Consider the following 21,722-nt stretch of genomic DNA (forward strand, 5'->3'; position numbering starts at 1 on the left):
GAAGATGAAGATGAAACTACTCGACTACACCCTGATCAGCTTGCTGGCGGGCATGACGCCGCTGGCGGTTGCGCAGCAGGCGGCTCCGGTCGCGGCCGGCAAAACGGAAGGCGCCGCGCAGACGCCGGAAGTCGATTGCACCGACGCCGGTTGCAGTTCGCAGGACGGCCTGCTGTTCCGGTTGCGCACGCGCGGCGAACGCAAGCCGGTGGTTGCCGCCGGCGCAAACGCATCGTCGGAAGCGCTGCAGCCCGATCGCCGCGTGACCGTGGCCATGGAACAACCCGGCAAAGCCGTGGCCAAGGGCAAGTTCTCCATCCAACTGGCCAATGGCGGCGCGATCTGGGCCACCGAGGATCCCGCGCTTGGCCAGCCCGAGCTCTCGATCTCCGCACCGGGCATCGTGCCGTTCGACGGCACCGCCATCACCAAGCCTGTGCAGTTCTACACGCGCAGCAATTACTCCACGTTCGTGAAGCGCTACCAGCTGACGATCTACCGCGCCAGCGACGCCGACCTGATCGATCCCCTGGTCACGCTGCCGATGGACGTGGGCAACATCGTATCGGCCGAATGGGACGGAACCCTGCCGGCGAAATACCGTTTCCGCGCCGGCGACGAGCTGGTCTACGTGCTGCGCGCCTTCGATGCCGAAGGCAATTTCGACGAAACCTATCCCAGCAAGCTGCAACTGGTTTCGCCGGAAGAAGCCGAGCGCGGCGGACAAGCCCTGCGCGACACCACCGAGAAGTATCTTGGCACCGCGCTGAGCATCGACCAGGCCCAGACGCAAAGCCTGATCGACGACGCGTTCGCCCAGAACGGGCTGCGCCAGCAGAACATCCCCATCTACGGTTCGCGCATCCGCATCCAGGGCCGCAACCTGCCCCAGGGCTACGCGCTGAAGATCAACGGCGACAACTATCCGGTCGATATGGAACGCAAGTTCACGGCCGAATATCTGGTGCCGGTCGGGCAGCATGCGTTCGACATCGAGATCCAGGGCGGCGCGCCGCGCCTGGATGGAGCGCCGGCGACCACGTCGCAGAATTCGACCGCCCACCACACGCTCAACGTGGATGTCACCGGACGCTATTTCTTCGGCGTCGGCCTGGCCGATGTGACTATCTCCCAGAACAAGATCGGCGGTTCGGCCGATCCGTCGCTGGTGGACCCGCGCTACGACGACGATGTGATCAGCGATGGCCGCCTGGCGTTCTACGGCAAGGCCAAGTTCAAGGGCAAGTATCTGCTGACGGCGCAGGCCGACACTACCGAACGCGACCTGGAGCATCTGTTCGACGGTTTCACCAACGCCGACCCGCAGGACGTCTTCCGCCGCCTCGATCCGGATCTTTATTACCCGGTCTACGGCGACGACTCCACGACCTATCGCGACGTGGACACCATGGGCCGTTTCTATCTGCGCATGGATTGGGACAAGAACCAGGCGTTGTGGGGCAATTTCTACACCGGCTTCACCGGTACCGAGTACGCGCAGTACGTGCGTTCGCTGTACGGCGCGGCGCTCAACTGGCGTTCGCGCGCGACCAACGCCTGGGGCGATCCGGGCACCGAAGTGCGCGCGTTCGCTTCCGAAGCGCAGACCGCCCCCGGCCACAGCGAATTCATCGGCACCGGCGGCAGCCTGTACTACCTGAAGCATCAGGATGTGCTGCCGGGTTCGGACGTGGTGGTGCTGGAAATACGCGACCTGACCACCGGCCGCGTCGAGAACCGCATCCCGATGACCCGTGGTGCCGATTACGAAATCGACGAGATGCAGGGCCGTCTGCTGCTGACGCGCCCGCTGTTGCAGATCACCCGCGACAACATTCCCACCTTGACCCGCGACACGCCGCTGGACGGCTTCGAGCAGCGCCTGGTGGTGGATTACGAATGGGTACCGTCGGGTTTCGATCCGGACGATGTCACCGCCGGCGTGCGCGCCAAGCACTGGTTCGGCGATCACCTGGGCGTGGGCGCCACTTACGTGGACGAAAACCGCGCAGGCGAGGACTACACCCTGGCCAGCGGCGACATCACGTTGCAAGCGGGCAAGGGCACCTACCTCAAGGCCGAATACACCCAGACCGAATCGTTCAGCGCACCGGTGTTCTTCTCCGACAACGGCGGTTTCACCTTCACCCAGCTCAATCCGGTCGGTCCGCGCGAAGGCCAGGCCAAGTCGGTCGAAGCGCGCGTCAACTTCAAGGAACTCGGCTGGACCGAACAGGATTGGAGCGCGGGTGCGTGGTGGCGCGATGTCGGCGCCGGCTATTCCATCAGCCGCTACGACAACGGCCTGGACATCACCGAAGTCGGCGCCGAGGTGCTGGGCCAGTTCACGCCCAACACCGGCCTCTACGCGCGCTTCAGCAAGGCGGAACGCGGCGATGAAACCCTGACCCAGGCGCAAGTCACCGCGGAATGGCGCATCAGCGACCACAGCACGCTGAGCGGTGAGGTCCGCCGGGTCGAGGAAGACCGCTTGCTCGGCGAAGTGGCCGGCACGCTCGGTGCGGTGAAGTACACCCACCGTTTCGGCACGTCGCTGGACGTCTACGGCACCGCGCAGGTGACGCTGGACGATGATGGCGGCCAGTATGCGGACAACGATGCCTTCACTTTGGGCGGCAAATATCTGTTCGGCGATCTGTCGTCGGTCGGTGCGGAAATCAGCACCGGCGATCGCGGCGATGCGGCCACGGTCAATGCGGAATACCGCCTGGCGCCGGAACATACGATCTACGGCGGCTACACCTATTCGACCGACACCACCGCCTACGACTCGCTGTTCAATCCGAACCGGCAGAATGGTTGGACGCTGGGCCAGCGTTGGCGCCTGTCTAACCAGGTCAATCTGTTCAACGAAAGCCAGTTCCTGAAAACCCCGGCCGAATCCGGCCTGGCCCACACCTTCGGCATGGATTTCTATCCGTCGCAGGGCTGGACCACCGGCTTCACCCTGCAGTCCGGCGAACTGACCGGTGCGCAGGGCGTGGTCGACCGGCGCGCGGTCAGCATCAACGGCGGACGCACCTCGCCCGACACCGACTGGAACAGCAAGCTTGAATGGCGCAAGGACACCGGCGCCGAGCAGCGCGAGCAGTGGGTCAGCACCAACCGCTTCACCCACAAGTTCAACGAAAGCTGGCGCATCGCCGCACGCCTGAACTATTCGGACACCGACGACGAACTGAATCCGCAAGCCGGCGCCAAGTTCATCGAAGGCAACGTGGGTTTCGCTTGGCGTCCGTGGAACAGCACGCGCTGGGGCGTGTTCGGCCGTTACACCTACCTCTACGATCTGTCCACGCTGGACCAGATCAACGGCGTCGATTACGACCAGCGCTCGCAGGTGTTCTCGCTGGAAGGCGTGTACAAGCTGGATACGCACTGGGAGTTCGCCGGCAAACTGGCGCGGCGCGAGGGCGAAGTGCGTTTCGGACGTGGTGTCGGCGCCTGGACGGACTCGGCCACTACCTTCGCCTCCGGACAGATCCGTTACGAGCTGCGCACGCAGTGGCACGCGTTGGCCGAGTATCGCTGGCTGGACGTGAAAGACGGCGGCACCCGCAGCGGCTACCTGGTCGGCGTGGACCGCGACCTCAACAAGAACTTCCGCGTGGGCGTGGGCTACAACTTCACCGATTTCAGCGACGACCTCACCGATTTCGATTACGACCACAAGGGTTTCTTCATCAACATCGTGGGTAGCTATTGATGAATCCGCATTCGGATATCCGGATCGTCCGGGCCCGTGCACGTAGCGGGCTGAATTCAGTCGGTCAGTTGTTCTGCGGACTGCTGGGCCTGGCCATGCTGTTCTGCTCTTCGCAAGCCGATGCGCAGAACCTGATCGGAAATCCGGGTTTCGAGGCCAATCCTCCCCCGGCGTTCGGCAACAACATCGGCTACCCGATCACGCCGTGGACCCTCGGTGCAGGCAACAGCTCGAACGTGGTCAAGGTGGATGGCGGTGCAACCTTCAACTACGGCACTAGCGGCCCCAGGCTGGACGCGGACCCCGCGACCGGCGTAGGCGTTCGGCAGCACTATCTGGATATCGCCAGCGGGTCCAATGACTTCTATCAGTCTTTCACCGTACCGGCATGCGGGGGAACGCAGCCGGGCGTGACCCGGCAAGCGGCTTTTTCGGGTTGGTTCTCGACGCGCGACAACCTGTCCGCCGCAACGGCCAGCATTTCCATCAGGCAGGGCGTGGGTACCGCGGGCGCAGTCCTGGCAACGGCCAGCGCAAGCCTCCCGGCGCCGGTCCCGCCGGTGACTTCGGGCACCGCTCCCTGGGTGCAGGTATCGGGGGTCGTCGATATCCCTGCCGGAACCACGGTCTCCTATGTGGTCTCCATGGACAACAACGCGAACTTCGATCAGGCGGCCCTGAGTTTTTCGACCAACCAGTGCGTTCCCGCACAGTTGACGCTGGTGAAGGCATGGTCGAACGCATCGGCAGGCGACGATGCCACGCTGACCATTTCGCGCGGCGGCACCGTGATCGATACGCTGGTCTCCGATGCGGGCGCGGCAAACGAAACCGATACCGACAGCACGCCGGTGACGGTCTACGGCGGGGAAACGCTGGTCCTCGCCGAGACCTTGGCTGGTTCGAACACGGGTCTGTACAACGGTGCGCTGACCTGCACGGGCGACGGAATATTGAGCGGCAACACCTTGGTCGTGGGCAATAGCGGTACCGCCGTTGTCTGCAGATATACCAATACCCGCAGGGCCTCGGGCCTGATGATCACAAAGACCAACACACCTGGGACGAATGGCGACATAGATCAGGCCTCGGACACAGTGACCCGGGGCGTCCCCACCACCTACAGCATCGTCGCGGCCAATACCGGCCCTGACGCGGCCGACGGGGCGAGGTTGCGGGATCCCGTATCGACCGGTCTGACCTGCACCACGGCGACATGCGCGGTGACTACGGGAACCGCGGCCTGTCCTGCCGCAACCGGCGCGGCGCTGGTGACGGAGTTGCAATCGGCGGCTGGTGTGGCCATTCCCGCTTTGTCGGCCAACAGTTCGGTCACCGTGACTTTGATCTGTACGGCGCAATAACGGGGCAGGAAGATTCGATCCGCCCTCGGCAGCGCGTGCGGCCCGTACCCAGGTATGCGCGATGCCCGGACCAGCCATCTTCGGCCCGACGTGCGCGGTCCGGCCACGGGGCGCGTTTTTTTTGCGGCCGTGCATGTCGAAGCGATGAACCGCCGATTCCACCGTCATACGCAGGTGCGGCCGGCGTGGCATGCTGTGGCCCCGATCGCCAGACAGGCCATGGATGAAACTCGCCATTCTCTCGCGCAACAGCAAGCTTTATTCCACCAGGCGTCTGGTGGAAGCGGCGCGCGTGCGCGGCCATACCGTGCGCGTCCTCGATCCTCTTCGCTGTTACATGCGCATCGCCAGCGATGGTTTCAGCATGCATTACAAGGGCAAACCGATCGCCGGTTACGACGCGGTGATCCCGCGTATCGGCGCCTCCATCACGCGCTACGGCACCGCCGTGCTGCGCCAGCTCGAAATGATGGGCAGTTACACGCCCAATCCTTCCGATGCGATCCTGCGCGCGCGCGACAAGCTGCGCGCGCACCAGTTGTTGGCCGCCCAGGGCATCGGCATGCCGATCACGGTCTTCGGCGACAATCCGGACGACACCGTGGACCTGCTGTCCATGCTGGGACCGCCGCCGCACGTCATCAAACTCAACGAAGGCACTCAGGGGGCGGGAGTGATGCTGACCGAAAAACCCTCCGCCTCCCGCAGCGTGATCGAGGCGCTACGCGGGCTCTACGCCAATTTCGTGGTCCAGGAATTCATCGGGGAAGCCCAGGGCGCCGATCTGCGCTGTTTCGTGGTGGGCGACCGGGTGGTGGCTTCGATGCGGCGGCAGGCGCCGGAAGGGGATTTCCGTTCCAATCTGCATCGGGGAGGCACCGCCGAGCCGGTGGAAGCGAGTCAGGCCGAAAAGGACGTCGCAGTGCGCGCGGCGCGTAGCCTGGGACTCAACGTGGCCGGTGTGGACCTGATCCGGGCGCAGCGCGGCCCGCTGGTGCTGGAGGTCAATTCGACCCCGGGGTTGGAAGGTATAGAGCAGGTGGGCGCCGAAGATGTGGCGGGCGCCATTATCGATCACATAGTGGTATCAAGAAAAAGTAATTCATTAAAAATCAATTAGTTAATATATAAATTCAAGCCTTCACGTCAACTTAACCTAATTTTTTTAACGGCCGTTTAATCGCCACCAGCGTAGCGTCTGCCGACCGCAAGTCTGTGCTCTCAAGCTATCGTCAGTGGCTACGGGAAGCAGGGTTACGGTAATCGGGCAACTCTTTGGCCCAAGCGGGTGTCTACCCGCTTGGGTCTTTTTGTTGCGGGCCGGGTCGCTCAATCTTTGGCAGCTGTGCAAGAATCGAGGCTCCGCGCGCTCGAATCACGGCAGCGGCAATGGCTCCGGGTGGCCGTCTGGCGATCCGGTTAATGAGTAAGCATCAACATGGAGCGGAAGAATGTACCGATTAGTTGCAGCGGCTTTGCTGATCGCAGTGTTCCCCCTTGCGCAGGCGAGCATCAGCCAGACCGGACCTGGCAAACAGAAGTCCGAGCTCAACTTGGAGAAGAACGCTTTCGCAGACCAAAGCGCGCGGATAATCGAGCAATTGGCGGACGGTGAGACCTATAGCGAAATCAGCGCGGAAAACCGAGCCAAAGTGAGGGACGCACTGAACAGGATAGACAGCCAGCTCCAGGCGGCCGGTGGCGTGGAGGGTTTGACCGCACAGCAAAAGGCGGAGGTATTCAACGATCAGGAGCTGATCAACACACTTCTGACAAAAGCAGGCGAGGACAGCCGGCTGGTCTGCAGCCGCGAAAAGAAAGTGGGTTCACACCGCCAAACGACCCAATGCATGACAGTAGCGGAGCGGAAACGCGCGCACGAGGATGCGCAAAGTGCGATACGCAACATCAGAGTCCCCACCCTTGAAGCAAGATAAAGGCTGAAAAACAGTGCGAATCCTGGTTATCGAAGACAACAGCGACATCGCGGCGAATCTCGGGGACTATCTCGAAGACCGCGGCCACACCGTGGATTTCGCGGCCGACGGCGTGACCGGCCTGCACTTGGCGGTCGTGCATGACTTCGATGCCATCGTGCTGGACCTCAACCTTCCAGGCATGGATGGCCTGGAAGTCTGCCGCAAGCTGCGCAACGAGGCGCGCAAGCAGACGCCCATACTCATGCTCACCGCGCGCGATACGCTGGACAACAAACTGGCCGGTTTCGATTCGGGCGCCGACGACTATCTGATCAAGCCGTTCGCGTTGCAGGAAGTCGAGGTCCGCCTGAATGCGTTGTCGCGCCGCGGCAAGGGCGTGCAGACGCGCGTGCTGGAGGTGGGCGAGCTGGAATACAACCTGGACACGCTGGAAGTGCGCCGCCAGGGCAAGCTGCTGCAGCTTAATCCCACCGCGCTGAAGATCCTGCAGGCGTTGATGGAAGCCTCGCCTGCGGTGGTCACCCGCCAGGAGCTGGAAACCCGCGTGTGGGGCGAAGAGCTGCCGGATTCGGATTCGCTACGCGTGCACATCCACGGCCTGCGCGCGGTGGTCGATAAGCCGTTCGATACGCCGTTCATCCAGACCCGGCATGGCATTGGTTACCGGATAGCCGCGCCGGATGCCTGAAACAACAGAGACTTCAACACGGCGGCGGCCGGCACGATTCAGGCGCCGGCTTCGCAGCCGCATCATTCTATCGTTCGTGCTGCTAGGCTTCGGGCTGACTGCCCTGTTTGCATTCGCCACCAACTGGACCCGTACGAGGGTCGAGAGCCAGTTGGTGGAAGATCTGATGAGCCGCAACATTGATCAGTTTGCGAAGCAGTTTCAACGCGACCCCGGAAACCCTCAGTTTGCAGTTGATCAGATTAGGGCCTTCGTTTACACGCCGGACAAATTTGAATCCGTACGCAAGAACAAACAGGAGTGGTATGCCCTCAATGATGGTATCCACAGTTTGATAGGAGCCGACGAGCAAGGTAAGCCGTTTGCTTACAAGTTGGCAGTGCGTAAAACCCCATCTGCTTGGTTCTTTCTGGCTTATGACACCAGTGAGTCGATTCGGGGCGAACAGCAGTTCAATCGAGCCATCTATCTGTCGGTAATATTTTTCACGCTGCTCTCCTTGGTGGTCGGTTGGTGGGCGGCATCAAGGGTCATGAGTCCGGTTTCCGAACTCGCTGCGCGCCTTCGCTCCTATCGTGGCAGCAGCAATCCCAAGCCATTGGCTGCCCATTTCCCCGAAGACGAGGTGGGCGAACTGGCCAAGGCGCTCGACGACTACTCCGCACGTCTTACCGAAGTAGTGCAGCGCGACCGAGAATTCAACGCCGACGTCAGCCACGAGTTGCGCACGCCACTGGCAGTGATACGCGGTGCGACCGAATTGCTGCTGGCCCGACCCGGGTTGGATGAAAAAGTGCAGCAACGGCTCTATCGCATCCAGCGCGCGGAACAGCAATGCACCGACCTGATCGGATCGCTGCTGCTGCTGTCGCGCAACGAGCGCGGACAGGGCAACACGCTGGTGGCGCGCGTCGCCGAACAATTGCTGGATGCGCACCGTGCGCAATTGGGAAACAAGCCCTTGACTCTGCGCATGGAAGGCGAGAGCGGATTGACCGTAGATGCGCCCGAATCGGCAGTTTCAGTGGCGCTTGGCAACCTGATCGGCAATGCGGTGAAGTACACGCTGGAGGGCGACGTGGTGGTGCGGCTGCTGGCCGACAGCGTGGAAGTCATCGATTCCGGTCCGGGACTGAGCCCTGAAGACGCAGCCCGCCTGTTCGAACGCGGGTATCGCGGCACCCATGCCGGTCATTCGCAGGGTGGCGGCATCGGTCTGTCCATCGTCAGCCGTCTTTGCGAGCTTTACGGCTGGCAAGTGGGCGTACGGCCGGGCGAAACACGTGGCGTGGTCGCCACGTTGAAGTTCACCGCTGCTTGACTCTCCTTGTAGAGCCGAGCTTGCTCGGCTGCTTTGTGCGCGAATGAAAGCAGCCGAGCAAGCTCGGCTCTGCAAGGATATCGCCAGGAATTGAACTCACGGTCTTGGCGCGGAGCTTGTCTGAGCGCTCTTGGCGGCAATCTGGAGTTGCCGGGAAACGTCGATCCAGCAGCACAAGATCCTGCCCGACGAGTCGTGGGAGCGGCGTCCCGCCGCGAGCTCTTGTTCTGCTTTTCTGGCTGCAAGAAAGCAAAGCTCGCGGCGGGACGCCGCTCCCGCGGTTGGGCCGCCATTGGAACTTTGAACAGTGCGCGGGGAAAGTCCAGCGCTACAGCGAGACGATCACAGGTAATCCAGCCACCCGTGCTTGTCCTCGGTACGCCCTTCGAACAAACCGAAGAACAGATCCTGGATCTTCTTGGTCACCGGACCGGGCTTGCCATCGCCGACCGGCTTGCCGTCTACCGAGCGCAGCGGCGTGATTTCGGCCGCGGTGCCGCACATCAGCAACTCGTCGCACAGGTACAGATATTCGCGCGGAAGATCGCGTTCGACCACTTCGATACCGTTGTCGCGGGCCAGGCGGATGATCGAATTGCGGGTGATGCCCGCAAGCAACGAAGCGCTGGCGGGCGTGGTGTGCAGCGCGCCCTCGAACACCAGGAACAGGTTCTCGCCCGCGCCTTCGCTCAGCAAGCCGGTGGAAGCCAGCGCGATGCCTTCGCCATAACCGTGCCGGCGCGCCTCGCGCGTGACCAGTTGGCCCGAAAGATAATTGCCGCCGGCCTTCGCGCCCGCCGGCAGGGTATTGGGCGCGAAGCGCTGCCAGCTCGACACGCAGGCGTCGATGCCTTTCTCCATGCCGTCCTCACCCAGGTAGCGGCCGAATTCCATCGCCGCCACCGCCACGTCGATCGGCGTATCCGCCGCGATGCCGACCCCGCCGTAGCCGCGGAACACGATGGGACGCAGGTAAGCCTTGCTCAAGCCATTGACCTTGACGATTTCGCGGCACGCCTGGTTGATCTCTTCCAGCGTGTAGGGAATATCGATGTCGTAGATCTTCGCCGACTGGAACAACCGCTTGTTATGGTCGTTGAGGCGGAAGATCGCGGTACCTTTCGGCGTCTCGTAGGCGCGGATGCCTTCGAACACGGACGAGCCGTAGTGGATGGCATGCGCCATCACGTGCGTGGTGGCTTCGGCCCAGGGCTTGATGACGCCGTTGTGCCAGATTTTGTCGGGGAATTTCATGCGGGGGCTCCTGTTGGCTCCTCCTATTCTGCCAGCTGCAGCCGCCTTTGTAGGAGCGGGCCCTGCCCGCGACGCTTTTGGCGCAATGCATGTGCCCAAAAGCGTCGCGGGCAGGGCCCGCTCCTACAGGCTGATCCAGAAGCAGTTGTAGCTGCGGTGCAGGCCGAATACCGTGCGCGAGGGGGTGCTGCCGTTCTTCAAGGTCTGCTCCAGCCGCAGACCGATCGGGCGCCGCGGCGCCGCTGTCTGGGGATAGTAGCCGTCGCTGTTGTCGTCGATCACCACCCCGTCTGCATCGACGATGGGCGGCGGCTGGGGGCGCACCGGTACGATGTCCACCAGCGGACGATCGACGACGGCCTGCAGCTTGTCGAGAATGCTGTTGGCCGCCGCATTGGAAACGCCAGTCCATTGATACACGCTGGCCAGGCGATTGACGTCCTTGTTCTCCACTGCCGAGGTGATCTGATAGACCAGATCGCTCAGCGTCCGTGAACAACCCGCACGGTAGATGCCTCCCGACCCGCTTGAGCTGCCAGGCGTGACCTGCGGCAACCGGTCCATGGCCCCGATATCCTCGCAACGCTTGTCGGTATAGACGGTCTCGCCGCTCATGGTGGTGCAGCGTTGTACTTTCTGCGCGAATGCCGGTGTCGCCGCGCCATACAACAGGGCAGCACCGGACAATGAAACCGTGAGCAAGAGCGAACGCATCGGCGTGCAGCCTAACCCGTCGCCATCGGGCGAGGGAAGCACCACCTTTGCGTCGGTTCAGTCGAGCCGGCTCAATACCGATTGCGTGGGCTTGGCCAGGTTGAGTGTGTAGAAATGCAGCGCCGGGGCGCCGCCGGCGATCAGGCGCTGGCACAGGCCAGCGACCACATCGGCGCCGAACTCGCGGATGCTGTCCGCGTCATCGCCCAGGGCCTGCATGCGCTTGCCGATCCAGCGCGGTATTTCCGCGCCGCAGGCCTCGGAGAAGCGCTTGAGCTGGGTGTAGTTGGAGATGGGCATGATTCCTGGAATGATCGGAATCTGCACGCCCAGCTTGCGCACGGCATCGACGAAGTGGAAATAGGCGTCGGCGTTGTAGAAATACTGGGTGATGGCGCCATCGGCGCCGGCGTCGACCTTGGCCTTGAAGTGCTTCAGGTCGGTCAGCGCGTCGTCGGACTGGGGATGGGTTTCCGGATAGGCGCCCACTTCGATATGGAAGGCGTCGCCATGCTCGGCACGGATGAACTGGATGAGTTCGGAGGCGTAGCGCAAGTCGCCTGGATGGCCCATGCCCGAGGGCAGGTCGCCGCGCAGCGCGACGATGCGCTTGCAGCCCAGGGCGCGGTAGAGACGCAGCAATTCGCGGATTTCCTCGCGGCTGCCGCCGACGCAGGAAAGATGCGGCGCGGCATCGAAGCCGTGGGTCTGGTTGAGATGGCGGACGGTTTCGGAGGTGTAGCTGAGCGTGGAGCCGCCGGCGCCGAAGGTGCAGGAAACGTATTCCGGCGAATACGCTTTGAGTTTTTCCGCAGTACGGTCCAACTGCGAACGTTGTTCGTCGGTCTTGGGCGGATAGAACTCGAAGGAAACGGGTGTGCGCATTGGCCAGGTCCGCGTGCGTGCAGTCGGGAGTCGCTCCCAGAACGAATCGTCATCCCCGCGAAGGCGGGGACCCAGCGACTTTCCCATTTCGCCGAAGAGCAAAGTCCCTGGGTTCCCGCCTTCGCGGGAATGACGGCCGAAAAATTACGCTTGAACAAAGACGGCAAAAAACAGGGCGGCGAACCGGAGAACGCCGCCCCTTCGATCAGTAGCGGTAATGCTCCGGCTTGTACGGCCCGTCCACGTTCACGCCCAGGTACGCGGCCTGTTCGGCTGTCAGCGTGGTCAGCTTGACGCCGATCTTCTCCAGGTGCAGACGCGCCACTTCCTCGTCCAGTTTCTTGGGCAGGATGTACACGGTCGGCTCGTACTTGTCCTTGTTCGCCCACAGGTCGATCTGCGCCAGGGTCTGGTTGGAGAACGAGTTGGACATGACGAAGCTGGGGTGGCCGGTGGCGCAGCCCAGGTTGACCAGGCGGCCTTCGGCCAGCAGGAAGATCGCACGGCCGTCGGGGAAGGTGTATTTGTCCACCTGCGGCTTGATGTTGAGTTTGGTGACGCCGGGGAACTCGTTCAGCGCGTCGACCTGGATCTCGTTGTCGAAGTGGCCGATGTTGCAGACGATGGCCTGGTCCTTCATGTGGCTCAGGTGCTCGATGGTCAGCACGTCCTTGTTGCCGGTGGTGGTGACGTAGATGTCGCCGCGGCCCAGGGTGCTTTCCACGGTGTTGACTTCGAAACCTTCCATCGACGCCTGCAGGGCGTTGATCGGGTCGATCTCGGTGACCACCACGCGGGCGCCGTAAGCGCGCAGGCTGTGGGCCGAGCCCTTGCCGACGTCGCCGTAACCGCAGACCACGGCGACCTTGCCGGCCAGCATCACGTCCATGGCGCGCTTCAGGCCGTCGGCCAGCGATTCGCGGCAGCCGTACAGGTTGTCGAACTTGGATTTGGTCACCGAGTCGTTGACGTTGATGGCCGGGACCAGCAGCGATTTGTTCTCGACCATCTGGTACAGGCGGTGCACGCCGGTGGTGGTTTCTTCCGAAACGCCCTTCCAGTCCTTGACCACGGTGTGCCAGAAGCCGGGACGTTCCTTGGCCACGCGCTTGAGCAGGTTCTTGATCACGCCTTCCTCGTGCGAGGAAGCGGGTTCGTCCACCCACTTGGAGCCGTTTTCCAGCTCATAGCCCTTGTGGATCAGCAGGGTGACATCGCCGCCGTCGTCGACGACCAGCTCCGGACCCTTGCCGCCCGGGAAGGTCAGCGCGTCCAGAGTGCAGTCCCAGTATTCCTCCAGCGACTCGCCCTTCCAGGCGAACACCGGCGTGCCGGTGGCGGCGATGGCCGCGGCGGCGTGGTCCTGGGTGGAGAAGATGTTGCACGAGGCCCAGCGCACATCGGCGCCGATGTCCTTCAGCGTCTCGATCAGCACCGCGGTCTGGATGGTCATGTGCAGCGAGCCGGTCACGCGCACGCCATTGAGCGGCTTGGCGGCGGCGTACTTCCGGCGGATCGACATCAGACCCGGCATCTCGTGCTCGGCGATGTCCAGTTCCTTGCGGCCCCAATCGGCCAGGGAGATGTCGGCGACCTTGTAGTCGCCGTCGGTCGAGAATTTGCGTACTGCGTTCATGGCATTGCTCCGGGTTCTTGCGATTTGGATCGCATGTTATCCGGGCGCCGTTGCAGGAACATTCCACCGAGCCTGGCCGGACTCCAGTGGTCTCGGTCGCAGCGCCCCTCGGCGAAGGCCGGGTATTATATCTCTCATTCGCGATGAAAGGATATACGGGGAGATGCGGCGGTGTCCGGCCATGACCCAAGGCGGTTGCCCGGTCAGGTCAGCCCGGCGGACACCGTCGCCGAATGGCAGGTTCCCGTAGGGGATATCTGGGTGACTCGGAAGAGACACGCTAGCGCCCATTCTGCTGTCCTGGGACAAGCGGCCGCCCCCGATGCCGCATTGCACAAAACGCCCGCGGCTTCGGTTAGGCTTCGGCCTCCCACCTGCTTTGCGAGACGCAATTGCTGATGAACGACCCACGCAGCCTCGAATTCGCCGCTCCCGACCTGCCGTTGCGCGACGACGTGCGGCGCCTGGGTGCGTTGGTAGGCGACATGCTGGCCGAACAGGTGTCTCCGCAATTCCTGCAGGAAGTGGAAAAGGTCCGCACCACCGCCATCGCCCGGCGCCAGGGCGACGAGCCGCCCGCATCGCTGGCGGGGTTGCTGGCCGGGCTGGAGCCGCATCGCGCCGAGGCGCTGATCCGCGCCTTCAGCGCCTATTTCCAGGTGGTCAACATCGCCGAGCGCGTGCATCGCATCCGCCGCCGCCGCGATTACCAGCGTGCCGGCAGCGCGCCGCAGCCCGATGGCCTGCACGATGCGCTGATCAAACTGAAAGCGCAGGGCGTGACCTTGGAGGAACTGGCCGAGTGGTTGCCCCGCGTCGACATCGAACCGGTGTTCACCGCCCACCCGACCGAAGCGGTGCGCCGCGCGCTGCTTGAGAAGGAGCAGCTGATGGTCGCCAGTCTGATCAACGACCTGGACGGCCAGCGCACGCCGGGCGAGCGCGCCACCGATATCGCGCGTTTCCGCATGGCGTTGACTTCGTCGTGGCAGACCGCCGATTCCTCTCCGGTGCGTCCGGGTGTGGAAGACGAGCGCGAGCATGTCGGCTTCTATGTCACCAACGTTCTGTACCGGGTCATGCCGGTGTTGTACGAAACCCTGGAGACTTCGCTGCTCGAGACCTTCGGCAAGGCCATCGATGTGCCGCGGCTGCTGCGCTTCGGCACCTGGGTGGGCGGCGACATGGACGGCAATCCCAATGTCGACGGGAGCACCATCGCGGCGACCCTGCGCGCGCAGCGCCGTTCCGTGCTGCAGTTGTACCTGAAGGAGCTGCGCCAGCTGACCACGCTCCTGAGCCAGTCCAAGGACATGGTCGGCGTATCGCCCGACGTCGAAGCGCAGGTCGAACGTTACCGTGCATTGCTGCCGCAGGCGGCCGCGCGCTCCAAGCCGCGCCATGCCGACCAGCCTTACCGCCTGCTCAACGATCTGATGCGCGCGCGCCTGCAAGCTACCCTGGAGGATGCGCCCGAAGGCTATTCGACGCCGCGCGAATTCGCCGACGACGTCGACCTGATCCTGCACAGCCTGGAACAGAACCGCGGCGTGCATGCCGGCTGGTTCGCGGTGCGCCGGCTGGCTTGGCGAGTGCGCAGTTTCGGCTTTCACCTGGCGCGGTTGGACGTACGCCAGGAATCCAGCGTGCATGCGCGCGCCGTCGCCGCCGCGTTGAAAGACGAGGGCTGGGAGTCGCGCGACGCAGTGGAAAGAGGAACCCTGCTGGGACCGTATGCGAGCGGCGAAACGCCGTTGCCGCACAACGACGACGAGATCGGCCTGCGTATGGATGCGGTGTTCGCCGCGCTCGCCGAAGCGCGGCGGCTGCACGGCACCGATGCGCTGGGCGCCTACATCATCAGCATGGCCCACAACCGGGCCGACGTACTGACGGTGCTCGCATTGGCGCGGCGTGGCGGGCTGGTGGACGAGAACGGGAACGTTCCGCTCGATATCGCTCCGCTGTTCGAAACGGTCGACGACCTTCAGCATGGCCCGGACACCCTGCGCGACCTGCTAGCCGATCCGGTCTACCGCACCCACCTTGAGGCGCGCGACAACGTGCAGATGGTGATGCTGGGCTATTCGGACAGCGGCAAGGACGGCGGTATCGCCGCTTCGCGCTGGGGACTGCAGCGCGGACAGGTGGAACTGCTGCAGGCGGCCAAAGAATTGGGCATCAAGCTGACCTTCTTCCACGGCCGCGGCGGCTCCATCAGCCGCGGCGGCGGCAAGACCACGCGCGCCGTGGACGCGTCGCCGCGCGGCAGCGTGGACGGCCGTCTGCGCGTGACCGAGCAGGGCGAGGTGATCCACCGCAAATACGGCATCCGCGCGCTGGCGCTGCGTTCGCTGGAACAGGCGACCGGCGCGGTGCTGGTGTCCAGCCTGCGTCCGCGTCCGCTGGAACCGCGCGAAGCGAAGTGGCGCGAAGCGATGGATACGGTGGCCATGGAAAGCACGCGGGCGTACCGCGGTTTCGTGGATGCGCCGAAGTTCATGGACTATTTCCGCAACGCCACGCCGATCGACGTGATCGAACGCATGACGCTTGGGTCGCGTCCTTCCCGACGCCTGGGCGAGGATGCGGCGTTGACCAATCTGCGCGCGATTCCGTGGGTGTTCGCCTGGAGCCAGTCGCGCGCGGTGATTCCGGGCTGGTTCGGGGTGGGCAGCGGGCTGCAGGCGGTGATCAAGGCCGGCGGTGAGGAGACACTGCGCGAGATGGCGCGCGATTGGCCGTTCTTCAAGACGTTCCTGGACGACATTTCCATGGTGCTGGCCAAGGGCGATCTGAGCATCGCGGCGATGTTCTCGCGCATGGCGGGTCCGTTGCACGACGAGTTCTTCCCGTTGATCGAACGCGAGCTGGCGTTGACCAAGAAGTGGGTGCTGCGGCTCAACGACAACGAGTGGCTGCTGCAGAACGACCAGCGCCTGGCGCTGTCGATCCGCTTGCGCAATCCTTATGTGGATCCGATCAGTGTGCTGCAGGTGGACCTGTTGAAGCGCTGGCGCGAAAGCGGGCGCAACGACGATGCGTTGCTGCGGGTGCTGGTGGCGAGCGTGAATGGCGTGTCGCAGGGTGTGCAGAATACGGGCTAGCGTCACTACCGGCATACGTCGATGTACTGCCGTGCAGAACAGGCTCGGGATACCGTCAGTCGTCATCCCAGCGCAAGCTGGGATCCATTTTGATCTTGATTTTGCACCTGCTTCTGCATTTGCTTCTGCCTCCTCCCTTGCGCGCAGCGCAGGGGAGGATTGAGGAGGGGTGTTCTTGATCTTGCTTTGTTTTTTTATTTTTACTTCGAAGCAAAAGCGTTTCGCGTTTTGCGCGAGTCACCCTTCGACAAGCTCAGGGCATGCTTTTCTTTGAACGGCAAAGAAAAGTAACCAAAAGAAAGCCGCCCCCGTATCAAGTACGGGGCAGGCTCTACGTCGCGCCCGGCGATGAAGCCGCCGGGTCCGCAAGCAGGCCGGGAATTTCCGTAAGACACATCCCTGTATCAAGTACAGGGCAGGCTCTGTGTCTACGGAAACGGCGCACATCCTTGTGCGCCGCCCTTGCGGGGTTTATCCCGGCCTGCTTGCCGCGTCTCACGGGGTTTGGTGCAGGATCAAAGGCAAAAGCAGAAGCAGCGCACTGTCAGCCGCAAGTGCGCATCGTGCGCCCCTACGCCAGTGCGTGATCAGGCGTCGAGCTCGTTCCAGCGCTGGTAGGCGTGCTCCAGGTCGGCCTGCAACTTTGCGGAAGCTTCGTTGTAGGCCAGTATCGCCGCGCTGTCCTGTTGGTAGAACTTCGGCTCGTTCATGGCGTCGGCGCGCGCGGCGATCTCCGCTTCGAGCTTCTCGATACGCTCCGGCAACAGCTCCAACTCGCGTGCATCCTTGTAGCTCAACTTGCGCTTGGGCGCGGCGGCCACGGCGGCGGTCTGCACCGGGCTGGGCGAGGCTTTCGCCGGCGCTGCGGATTCTGCGTTGAAAAGCGCATTCGGACGCTGGCGCACCCAGTCGGTGTAGCCGCCCACGTAGTCGGCCAGGCGGCCCTGGCCTTCCAGCACCAGCGTGCTGGTGACCACGTTGTCGATGAACTCGCGGTCATGGCTGACCAGCAGCAGCGTGCCCTTGTATTCGCCCAGCAGCTCTTCCAGAAGCTCCAGCGTTTCCACGTCCAGGTCGTTGGTGGGTTCGTCCATCACCAGCAGGTTGGAGGGTTGGGCGAACAGTTTGGCCAGCAGCAGGCGATTGCGCTCACCGCCGGACAGGCGGGTGATCGGTGCGCGTGCGCGTTCGGGCGAGAACAGGAAATCCTGCAGGTAGCCGATGATGTGCTTGCGGGTGCCGTTGACCTCGATGAAATCGCGGCCCTCGGCCACGTTCTCCAGCGCGTTCAAGCTGTCGTTGAGCTGGCTGCGGTGCTGGTCGAAGTAGGCGATCTGCAGACCCGTGCCCAATTGCACGTCACCCTGCTGCGGCTGCAGTTCGCCCAGCATGATCTTCAGCAGCGTGGACTTGCCGGCGCCGTTGGGACCGATGATGCCCACGCGGTCGCCGCGCATGATCGTAGCCGAGACGTCGTTGAGCAGTGCGCGGCCGTCATAGGCCTGGGTGACGTGATCGAATTCGATGACCTTCTTCCCCGAATTCTGCGCCGCCGATACTTCCATACGCACGTTGCCGCCCAGCTCACGACGCTGCTGCCGCTCGCGGCGCATCGCCTTGAGCGCGGTGACACGGCCTTCGTTGCGGGTGCGGCGCGCCTTGATGCCCTGGCGGATCCAGATTTCTTCCTGCGCCAGCAGTTTGTCGAAGCGTGCGTTCTCCTGCGCTTCGGCGTGCAGGCGCTCTTCGCGGCGACGCAGATAGTTTTCGTAGTCGCCCGGCCAGCTGGTGACCTGGCCGCGGTCGATTTCCACGATCCGGGTGGCCAGCGCGCGCAGGAAGCTGCGGTCGTGGGTGACGAAAACGATGCTGCCTTCGAACTGCTTGAGGAAGCCTTCCAGCCAGGCGATCGCATCGATGTCCAGATGGTTGGTGGGCTCGTCCAGCAGCAGGATATCGGGCTTGCGCACCAGCGCCTGGGCCAGCAGCACGCGGCGCTTCATGCCGCCGGAGAGCGCGGCGAAGTCGGCGTCTTCTGGCAATTCCAGCTTGGTCAGCACCTGCTGCACGCGCAGATCCAGGTCCCAGCCGTGCTGGGCCTCGATCTTTTCCTGCGCATCGCCCATGGCTTCCATGTCGCCGTCGTGCAATGCGTGGTGGTACAGCGCCAGCAGGTGGCCCAGATCGCCCAGGCCTTCCGCCACGACGTCGAACACGGTGCCGCTGGTGTCCTGCGGCACTTCCTGGGCCATGCGCGCGACCACCACGCCGTTCTGCAGGCGCACTTCGCCGTCGTCGGGCGTGATCTCGCCGGCCAGCAGCCGCATCAAGGTGGATTTGCCCGCGCCGTTGCGTCCCACGATGCAGACGCGCTCGTTGGGTTCCAGGGTGAGGTCGACGTGTTCGAGTAGGAGCGGTCCGCCGATGCTGAAATCGACGCGCTGCAGTTGCATGAGGGACATGGCGCCATTGTACAGCCCAGCTTATGCGCGGACTGCAGGAGCGGGCCCTGCCCGCGACGCTTTTTCGCCTGAAGAGCGGTCGCGGACAGGGCCCGCTCCTACAAAGAGGACAACAGATCGCCAATACCTATTGGTACAGGTAGCGCACTACGTGGAAGAACACCGGCGCGGCATATACCACCGAATCCAGCCGGTCCAGGATGCCGCCGTGTCCTTCGATCATCTCGCCCCAGTCCTTCGCCCCCAGGCTGCGCTTGACTGCCGACAGCGCCAGACCGCCCAGGAAGCCGCACACCACGATCAGCAGCGACAGCAGTGCCGATTGCAGCGGCGTGAACGGGGTGATCCACCACAACGCCGCGCCCACGCCCGCCGCGGAAAGGCCGCCGCCCATCAGGCCTTCCACCGTCTTGGAAGGGCTGACCAGCGGGGCCAGCAGGTGCTTGCCGAACAGTTTTCCGAAGACGTATTGCAGCACATCGCTCAGCTGCACCACCAGCAGCAGATAGAACAGCAGCAACAGGTTCTGGCCCTCGTAGCCCGGGATGCGCAGCAGCATCAGCGCCGGTGCATGGCTGAGGCAGTACACGGTCAGCATCAGGCCCCATTGGACCTTGGTATTGCGTTCAAGGAAGTTCTCGGTATCGCCGGACAACGCCGAAACCGCCGGCAGCAGCAGGAACCCGAACACGGGGATGCACATCACGAACAACCCGTACCAGTCGATGCCGATCAGCCAGTACTGCAATGGGATGGCGACGTAGAAGCACAGGCATAGCGACCAGTGGTCGCCGCGCCGCGTCGGCGTGAGGGTCAGAAACTCGCGCAGGGCGAAGAAAGATAGCAACGCGTAAAGCACCAGGGTGGCGGTCTTTCCCAGCAGGAAGCAGGCCGCCAGCACGCCGACCATGACCCACCACGCGCGCACCCGCGCGTTGAGGTTTTCGACTACCGGTCCCGGCCTGCTTCTGGACAGGATCCAGCCGATCAGGCTGGCCAGCAGCAGCACGCCGACGACGCCGGCGATCACCCACCAGAATTTCTGCGGCGCGCGGGCCAGGGCGGTTTGCAGGAAGCCGTCCAGGGACAGGTTTCCGGACGAAAAATCCGTAATCATGCCAACGCCTCCACAGCGCCGCGTGCGCGCTGCAGGAAATCTTCCTTGCCCTCATCCGGTTTCAGCGGCGTCGCCGGGCCGAAGCGCACGGTGCAGATCAGCGGCACCGGCAACAGGCTGCCCTTGGGCATGCTGCGGCGGGCGTTGTCCAGATGGACCGGGATCAGTTCCACGTCGGGAAAGCGCGTGGCCAGATGGAACAGTCCCGACTTGAACGGCAGCAGCCGCGTTTCGCTGTTGCGGGTGCCTTCGGGGAACAGGATCAGCGATTCTCCTGCGGCCAGCGCGTCGTACAGCGGTTGCAGCGGATCGCCTTGGCAGTGTTCGCGGTTGCGCTCGATCAGCACCGCGTTGAAACCGTTGCGGGCGACGAAATTCCGCAGACCGCTGCCCCAGTAATCGCGCGCGGCGACCGGGCGCGTGCGTTTTCGCAGCTGCGGCGGCAGCGCGGACCACAACGCCACCGTGTCCACATGGCTGGAATGGTTGGCGAAGTAGATGCGCTGCTTGCGCGTGGGTTTGGAGCCGACCCAGCGCGGATAGGCGCCGAGGAATATATGCACGAAGTAGACCAGCAGGCGGGAGAACACCGCCTCAGCCCTTCTGATGCAGCTGGCCGGCGATCGCGCGGATGCGGGTGTAGCAGGTCAGCGCCGATCCGGCGGCGATGATGGCCGCCGCCAGCAGCAAGCAATGGCGGGTTCCATTCCAGCGCCACTCCGCTGCACCGACCAGGCAGGCCACGGTCAGCACCGCCATACGGTGCGGCTTGGCCATCGGCCCGCGGAAATCCTGGGCCAGGCCCGAACTGCCGCCGAATACGCGGACATAGGCGGTGAGCGCGGCCAGCAGCGCGCCCAGCCAGCCCAGCCACGGGTGCAGTGCGGCGTAGCCCAGCGCCACGATCAGCAGGGAGTCGGCGATGCGATCGGGGAATTCGTTGTAGAGCGCGCCCGTCGGCGTCTGCTTGCCGCCTTCCACCGCGACCATGCCGTCCAGCAGGTTGCACAGCAGGCGCAGCTGCACGCAAACCGCCGCAAGCAACAGGCCTGCCGGCGAAATCCCCCAGACCAGCATCATCGCGCCGACGCCCGCGAAGAAAATGCTGACTATCGAGATCTGGTTCGGAGTGATGGAAGAGCGCGCCAGGGACGCACTGAGCGCACGCGCCCAGCTACTGGCTCGCGCGGCTATCGGCCTGCGGTTGTCGTCTTTCCCCATGCGCCAATGGTAGTGCAGAACCCGGGCGTGGACAGCCCTCGGGATCAGCGAACTGCGTGCGCCGTCACCAGACAGTCGGCCGGTAGACGTAGGTCGGGGCTACGCCCCCGACCTCGGGGAGGCGGACGCATTCGGAAGCACGCATCAACGCCATCGCTGCGCGCGTCGGCCACGTAGGCCTGCCCCGCACTTGATAGGGGGACCGACCTGCGGCGGTGGTCAATCGGGGGCACGCCAATGAAAAAGCCGCATCGACTTCATTACCGTGCGGGTCGGGGGCGTAGCC

General features: G+C 63.7%; 15 protein-coding genes and 1 riboswitch. Of the genes, 7 read left to right on the top strand and 8 right to left on the bottom strand.

What is annotated here, in order from left to right; all coding sequences use genetic code 11:
• The first annotated feature begins 4 nt into the window (after positions 1–4).
• From CSC73_RS00765 to CSC73_RS00790, 6 genes are all read left to right on the top strand, one after another.
• Positions 5–3,727 (top strand): hypothetical protein, encoded by a 3,723-nt coding sequence (locus CSC73_RS00765; protein WP_246197251.1) that lies wholly within the window; start codon positions 5–7, stop codon positions 3,725–3,727.
• A complete protein-coding gene (locus tag CSC73_RS00770) occupies positions 3,727–5,091 on the top strand; it encodes a hypothetical protein (RefSeq protein WP_163838560.1) in 1,365 nt (454 codons plus the stop codon). Before CSC73_RS00765 ends, CSC73_RS00770 begins: the two co-directional genes overlap by 1 nt.
• Positions 5,092–5,314: 223 nt before the next feature.
• A complete protein-coding gene (gene rimK / locus CSC73_RS00775) occupies positions 5,315–6,211 on the top strand; it encodes a 30S ribosomal protein S6--L-glutamate ligase (protein ID WP_163838561.1) in 897 nt (298 codons plus the stop codon).
• Positions 6,212–6,542: 331 nt separating this feature from the next.
• Positions 6,543–7,028: a hypothetical protein gene (locus CSC73_RS00780; RefSeq protein WP_246197252.1), complete on the top strand. Its 486-nt coding sequence runs from the start codon at positions 6,543–6,545 to the stop codon at positions 7,026–7,028.
• A gap of 13 nt (positions 7,029–7,041) precedes the next feature.
• Positions 7,042–7,719 carry a response regulator transcription factor gene (locus tag CSC73_RS00785; RefSeq protein WP_093282672.1) on the top strand — a complete coding sequence of 226 codons (678 nt, stop codon included), beginning with the start codon at positions 7,042–7,044 and terminating at the stop codon, positions 7,717–7,719.
• Entirely contained in the window at positions 7,712–9,040 is a 1,329-nt protein-coding gene (locus tag CSC73_RS00790) for a sensor histidine kinase (RefSeq protein ID WP_163838562.1), read from the top strand. Before CSC73_RS00785 ends, CSC73_RS00790 begins: the two co-directional genes overlap by 8 nt.
• A gap of 342 nt (positions 9,041–9,382) precedes the next feature.
• Here the strand turns inward: CSC73_RS00790 and CSC73_RS00795 are convergent, their stop codons facing one another.
• From CSC73_RS00795 to ahcY, 4 genes are all read right to left on the bottom strand, one after another.
• A complete protein-coding gene (locus CSC73_RS00795) occupies positions 9,383–10,294 on the bottom strand; it encodes a branched-chain amino acid transaminase (RefSeq protein ID WP_163838563.1) in 912 nt (303 codons plus the stop codon).
• A 123-nt stretch (positions 10,295–10,417) separates the two neighbouring features.
• Entirely contained in the window at positions 10,418–11,008 is a 591-nt protein-coding gene (locus CSC73_RS00800) for a hypothetical protein (RefSeq protein WP_163838564.1), read from the bottom strand.
• Between the two features lie 57 nt (positions 11,009–11,065).
• Positions 11,066–11,893, bottom strand: coding sequence for a methylenetetrahydrofolate reductase [NAD(P)H] (gene metF, locus CSC73_RS00805; protein ID WP_163838565.1), 828 nt, complete (start codon positions 11,891–11,893; stop codon positions 11,066–11,068).
• A gap of 205 nt (positions 11,894–12,098) precedes the next feature.
• Complete coding sequence (gene ahcY / locus CSC73_RS00810; RefSeq protein ID WP_163838566.1) at positions 12,099–13,529, bottom strand: adenosylhomocysteinase; 1,431 nt, start codon at positions 13,527–13,529, stop codon at positions 12,099–12,101.
• A 35-nt stretch (positions 13,530–13,564) separates the two neighbouring features.
• Positions 13,565–13,645, bottom strand: a riboswitch (S-adenosyl-L-homocysteine riboswitch).
• Positions 13,646–13,927: 282 nt separating this feature from the next.
• Here ahcY and ppc point away from each other — a divergent pair.
• Complete coding sequence (gene ppc, locus CSC73_RS00815) at positions 13,928–16,636, top strand: phosphoenolpyruvate carboxylase (protein ID WP_163838567.1); 2,709 nt, start codon at positions 13,928–13,930, stop codon at positions 16,634–16,636.
• A 587-nt stretch (positions 16,637–17,223) separates the two neighbouring features.
• Here the strand turns inward: ppc and CSC73_RS00820 are convergent.
• From CSC73_RS00820 to CSC73_RS00835, 4 genes are all read right to left on the bottom strand, one after another.
• Positions 17,224–19,098: an ATP-binding cassette domain-containing protein gene (locus tag CSC73_RS00820; RefSeq protein ID WP_163838568.1), complete on the bottom strand. Its 1,875-nt coding sequence runs from the start codon at positions 19,096–19,098 to the stop codon at positions 17,224–17,226.
• Positions 19,099–19,225: 127 nt separating this feature from the next.
• Positions 19,226–20,215, bottom strand: a complete 990-nt coding sequence (locus tag CSC73_RS00825; protein WP_163838569.1) for a phosphatidate cytidylyltransferase — start codon at positions 20,213–20,215, stop codon at positions 19,226–19,228.
• A complete protein-coding gene (locus CSC73_RS00830; RefSeq protein WP_163838570.1) occupies positions 20,212–20,805 on the bottom strand; it encodes a lysophospholipid acyltransferase family protein in 594 nt (197 codons plus the stop codon). Before CSC73_RS00830 ends, CSC73_RS00825 begins: the two co-directional genes overlap by 4 nt.
• 4 nt (positions 20,806–20,809) lie before the next feature.
• Entirely contained in the window at positions 20,810–21,436 is a 627-nt protein-coding gene (locus CSC73_RS00835) for a CDP-alcohol phosphatidyltransferase family protein (protein WP_163838571.1), read from the bottom strand.
• Positions 21,437–21,722 lie beyond the last annotated feature (286 nt).

This window comes from Pseudoxanthomonas sacheonensis, assembly GCF_010093305.1.
Taxonomy (GTDB): Bacteria; Pseudomonadota; Gammaproteobacteria; order Xanthomonadales; family Xanthomonadaceae; genus Pseudoxanthomonas_A; species Pseudoxanthomonas_A sacheonensis.

Excerpts from the sequence above, each read along its gene's own strand:
- CSC73_RS00765 (WP_246197251.1), top strand. The coding sequence starts at position 5 with ATGAAGATGAAACTACTCGACTACACCCTGATCAGCTTGCTGGCGGGC.
- CSC73_RS00770 (WP_163838560.1), top strand. The coding sequence starts at position 3,727 with ATGAATCCGCATTCGGATATCCGGATCGTCCGGGCCCGTGCACGTAGC.
- rimK (WP_163838561.1), top strand. The coding sequence starts at position 5,315 with ATGAAACTCGCCATTCTCTCGCGCAACAGCAAGCTTTATTCCACCAGG.
- CSC73_RS00780 (WP_246197252.1), top strand. The coding sequence starts at position 6,543 with ATGTACCGATTAGTTGCAGCGGCTTTGCTGATCGCAGTGTTCCCCCTT.
- CSC73_RS00790 (WP_163838562.1), top strand. The coding sequence starts at position 7,712 with ATGCCTGAAACAACAGAGACTTCAACACGGCGGCGGCCGGCACGATTC.
- CSC73_RS00795 (WP_163838563.1), bottom strand. The coding sequence starts at position 10,294 with ATGAAATTCCCCGACAAAATCTGGCACAACGGCGTCATCAAGCCCTGG.
- CSC73_RS00800 (WP_163838564.1), bottom strand. The coding sequence starts at position 11,008 with ATGCGTTCGCTCTTGCTCACGGTTTCATTGTCCGGTGCTGCCCTGTTG.
- metF (WP_163838565.1), bottom strand. The coding sequence starts at position 11,893 with ATGCGCACACCCGTTTCCTTCGAGTTCTATCCGCCCAAGACCGACGAA.
- ahcY (WP_163838566.1), bottom strand. The coding sequence starts at position 13,529 with ATGAACGCAGTACGCAAATTCTCGACCGACGGCGACTACAAGGTCGCC.
- ppc (WP_163838567.1), top strand. The coding sequence starts at position 13,928 with ATGAACGACCCACGCAGCCTCGAATTCGCCGCTCCCGACCTGCCGTTG.
- CSC73_RS00820 (WP_163838568.1), bottom strand. The coding sequence starts at position 19,098 with ATGTCCCTCATGCAACTGCAGCGCGTCGATTTCAGCATCGGCGGACCG.
- CSC73_RS00825 (WP_163838569.1), bottom strand. The coding sequence starts at position 20,215 with ATGATTACGGATTTTTCGTCCGGAAACCTGTCCCTGGACGGCTTCCTG.
- CSC73_RS00835 (WP_163838571.1), bottom strand. The coding sequence starts at position 21,436 with ATGGGGAAAGACGACAACCGCAGGCCGATAGCCGCGCGAGCCAGTAGC.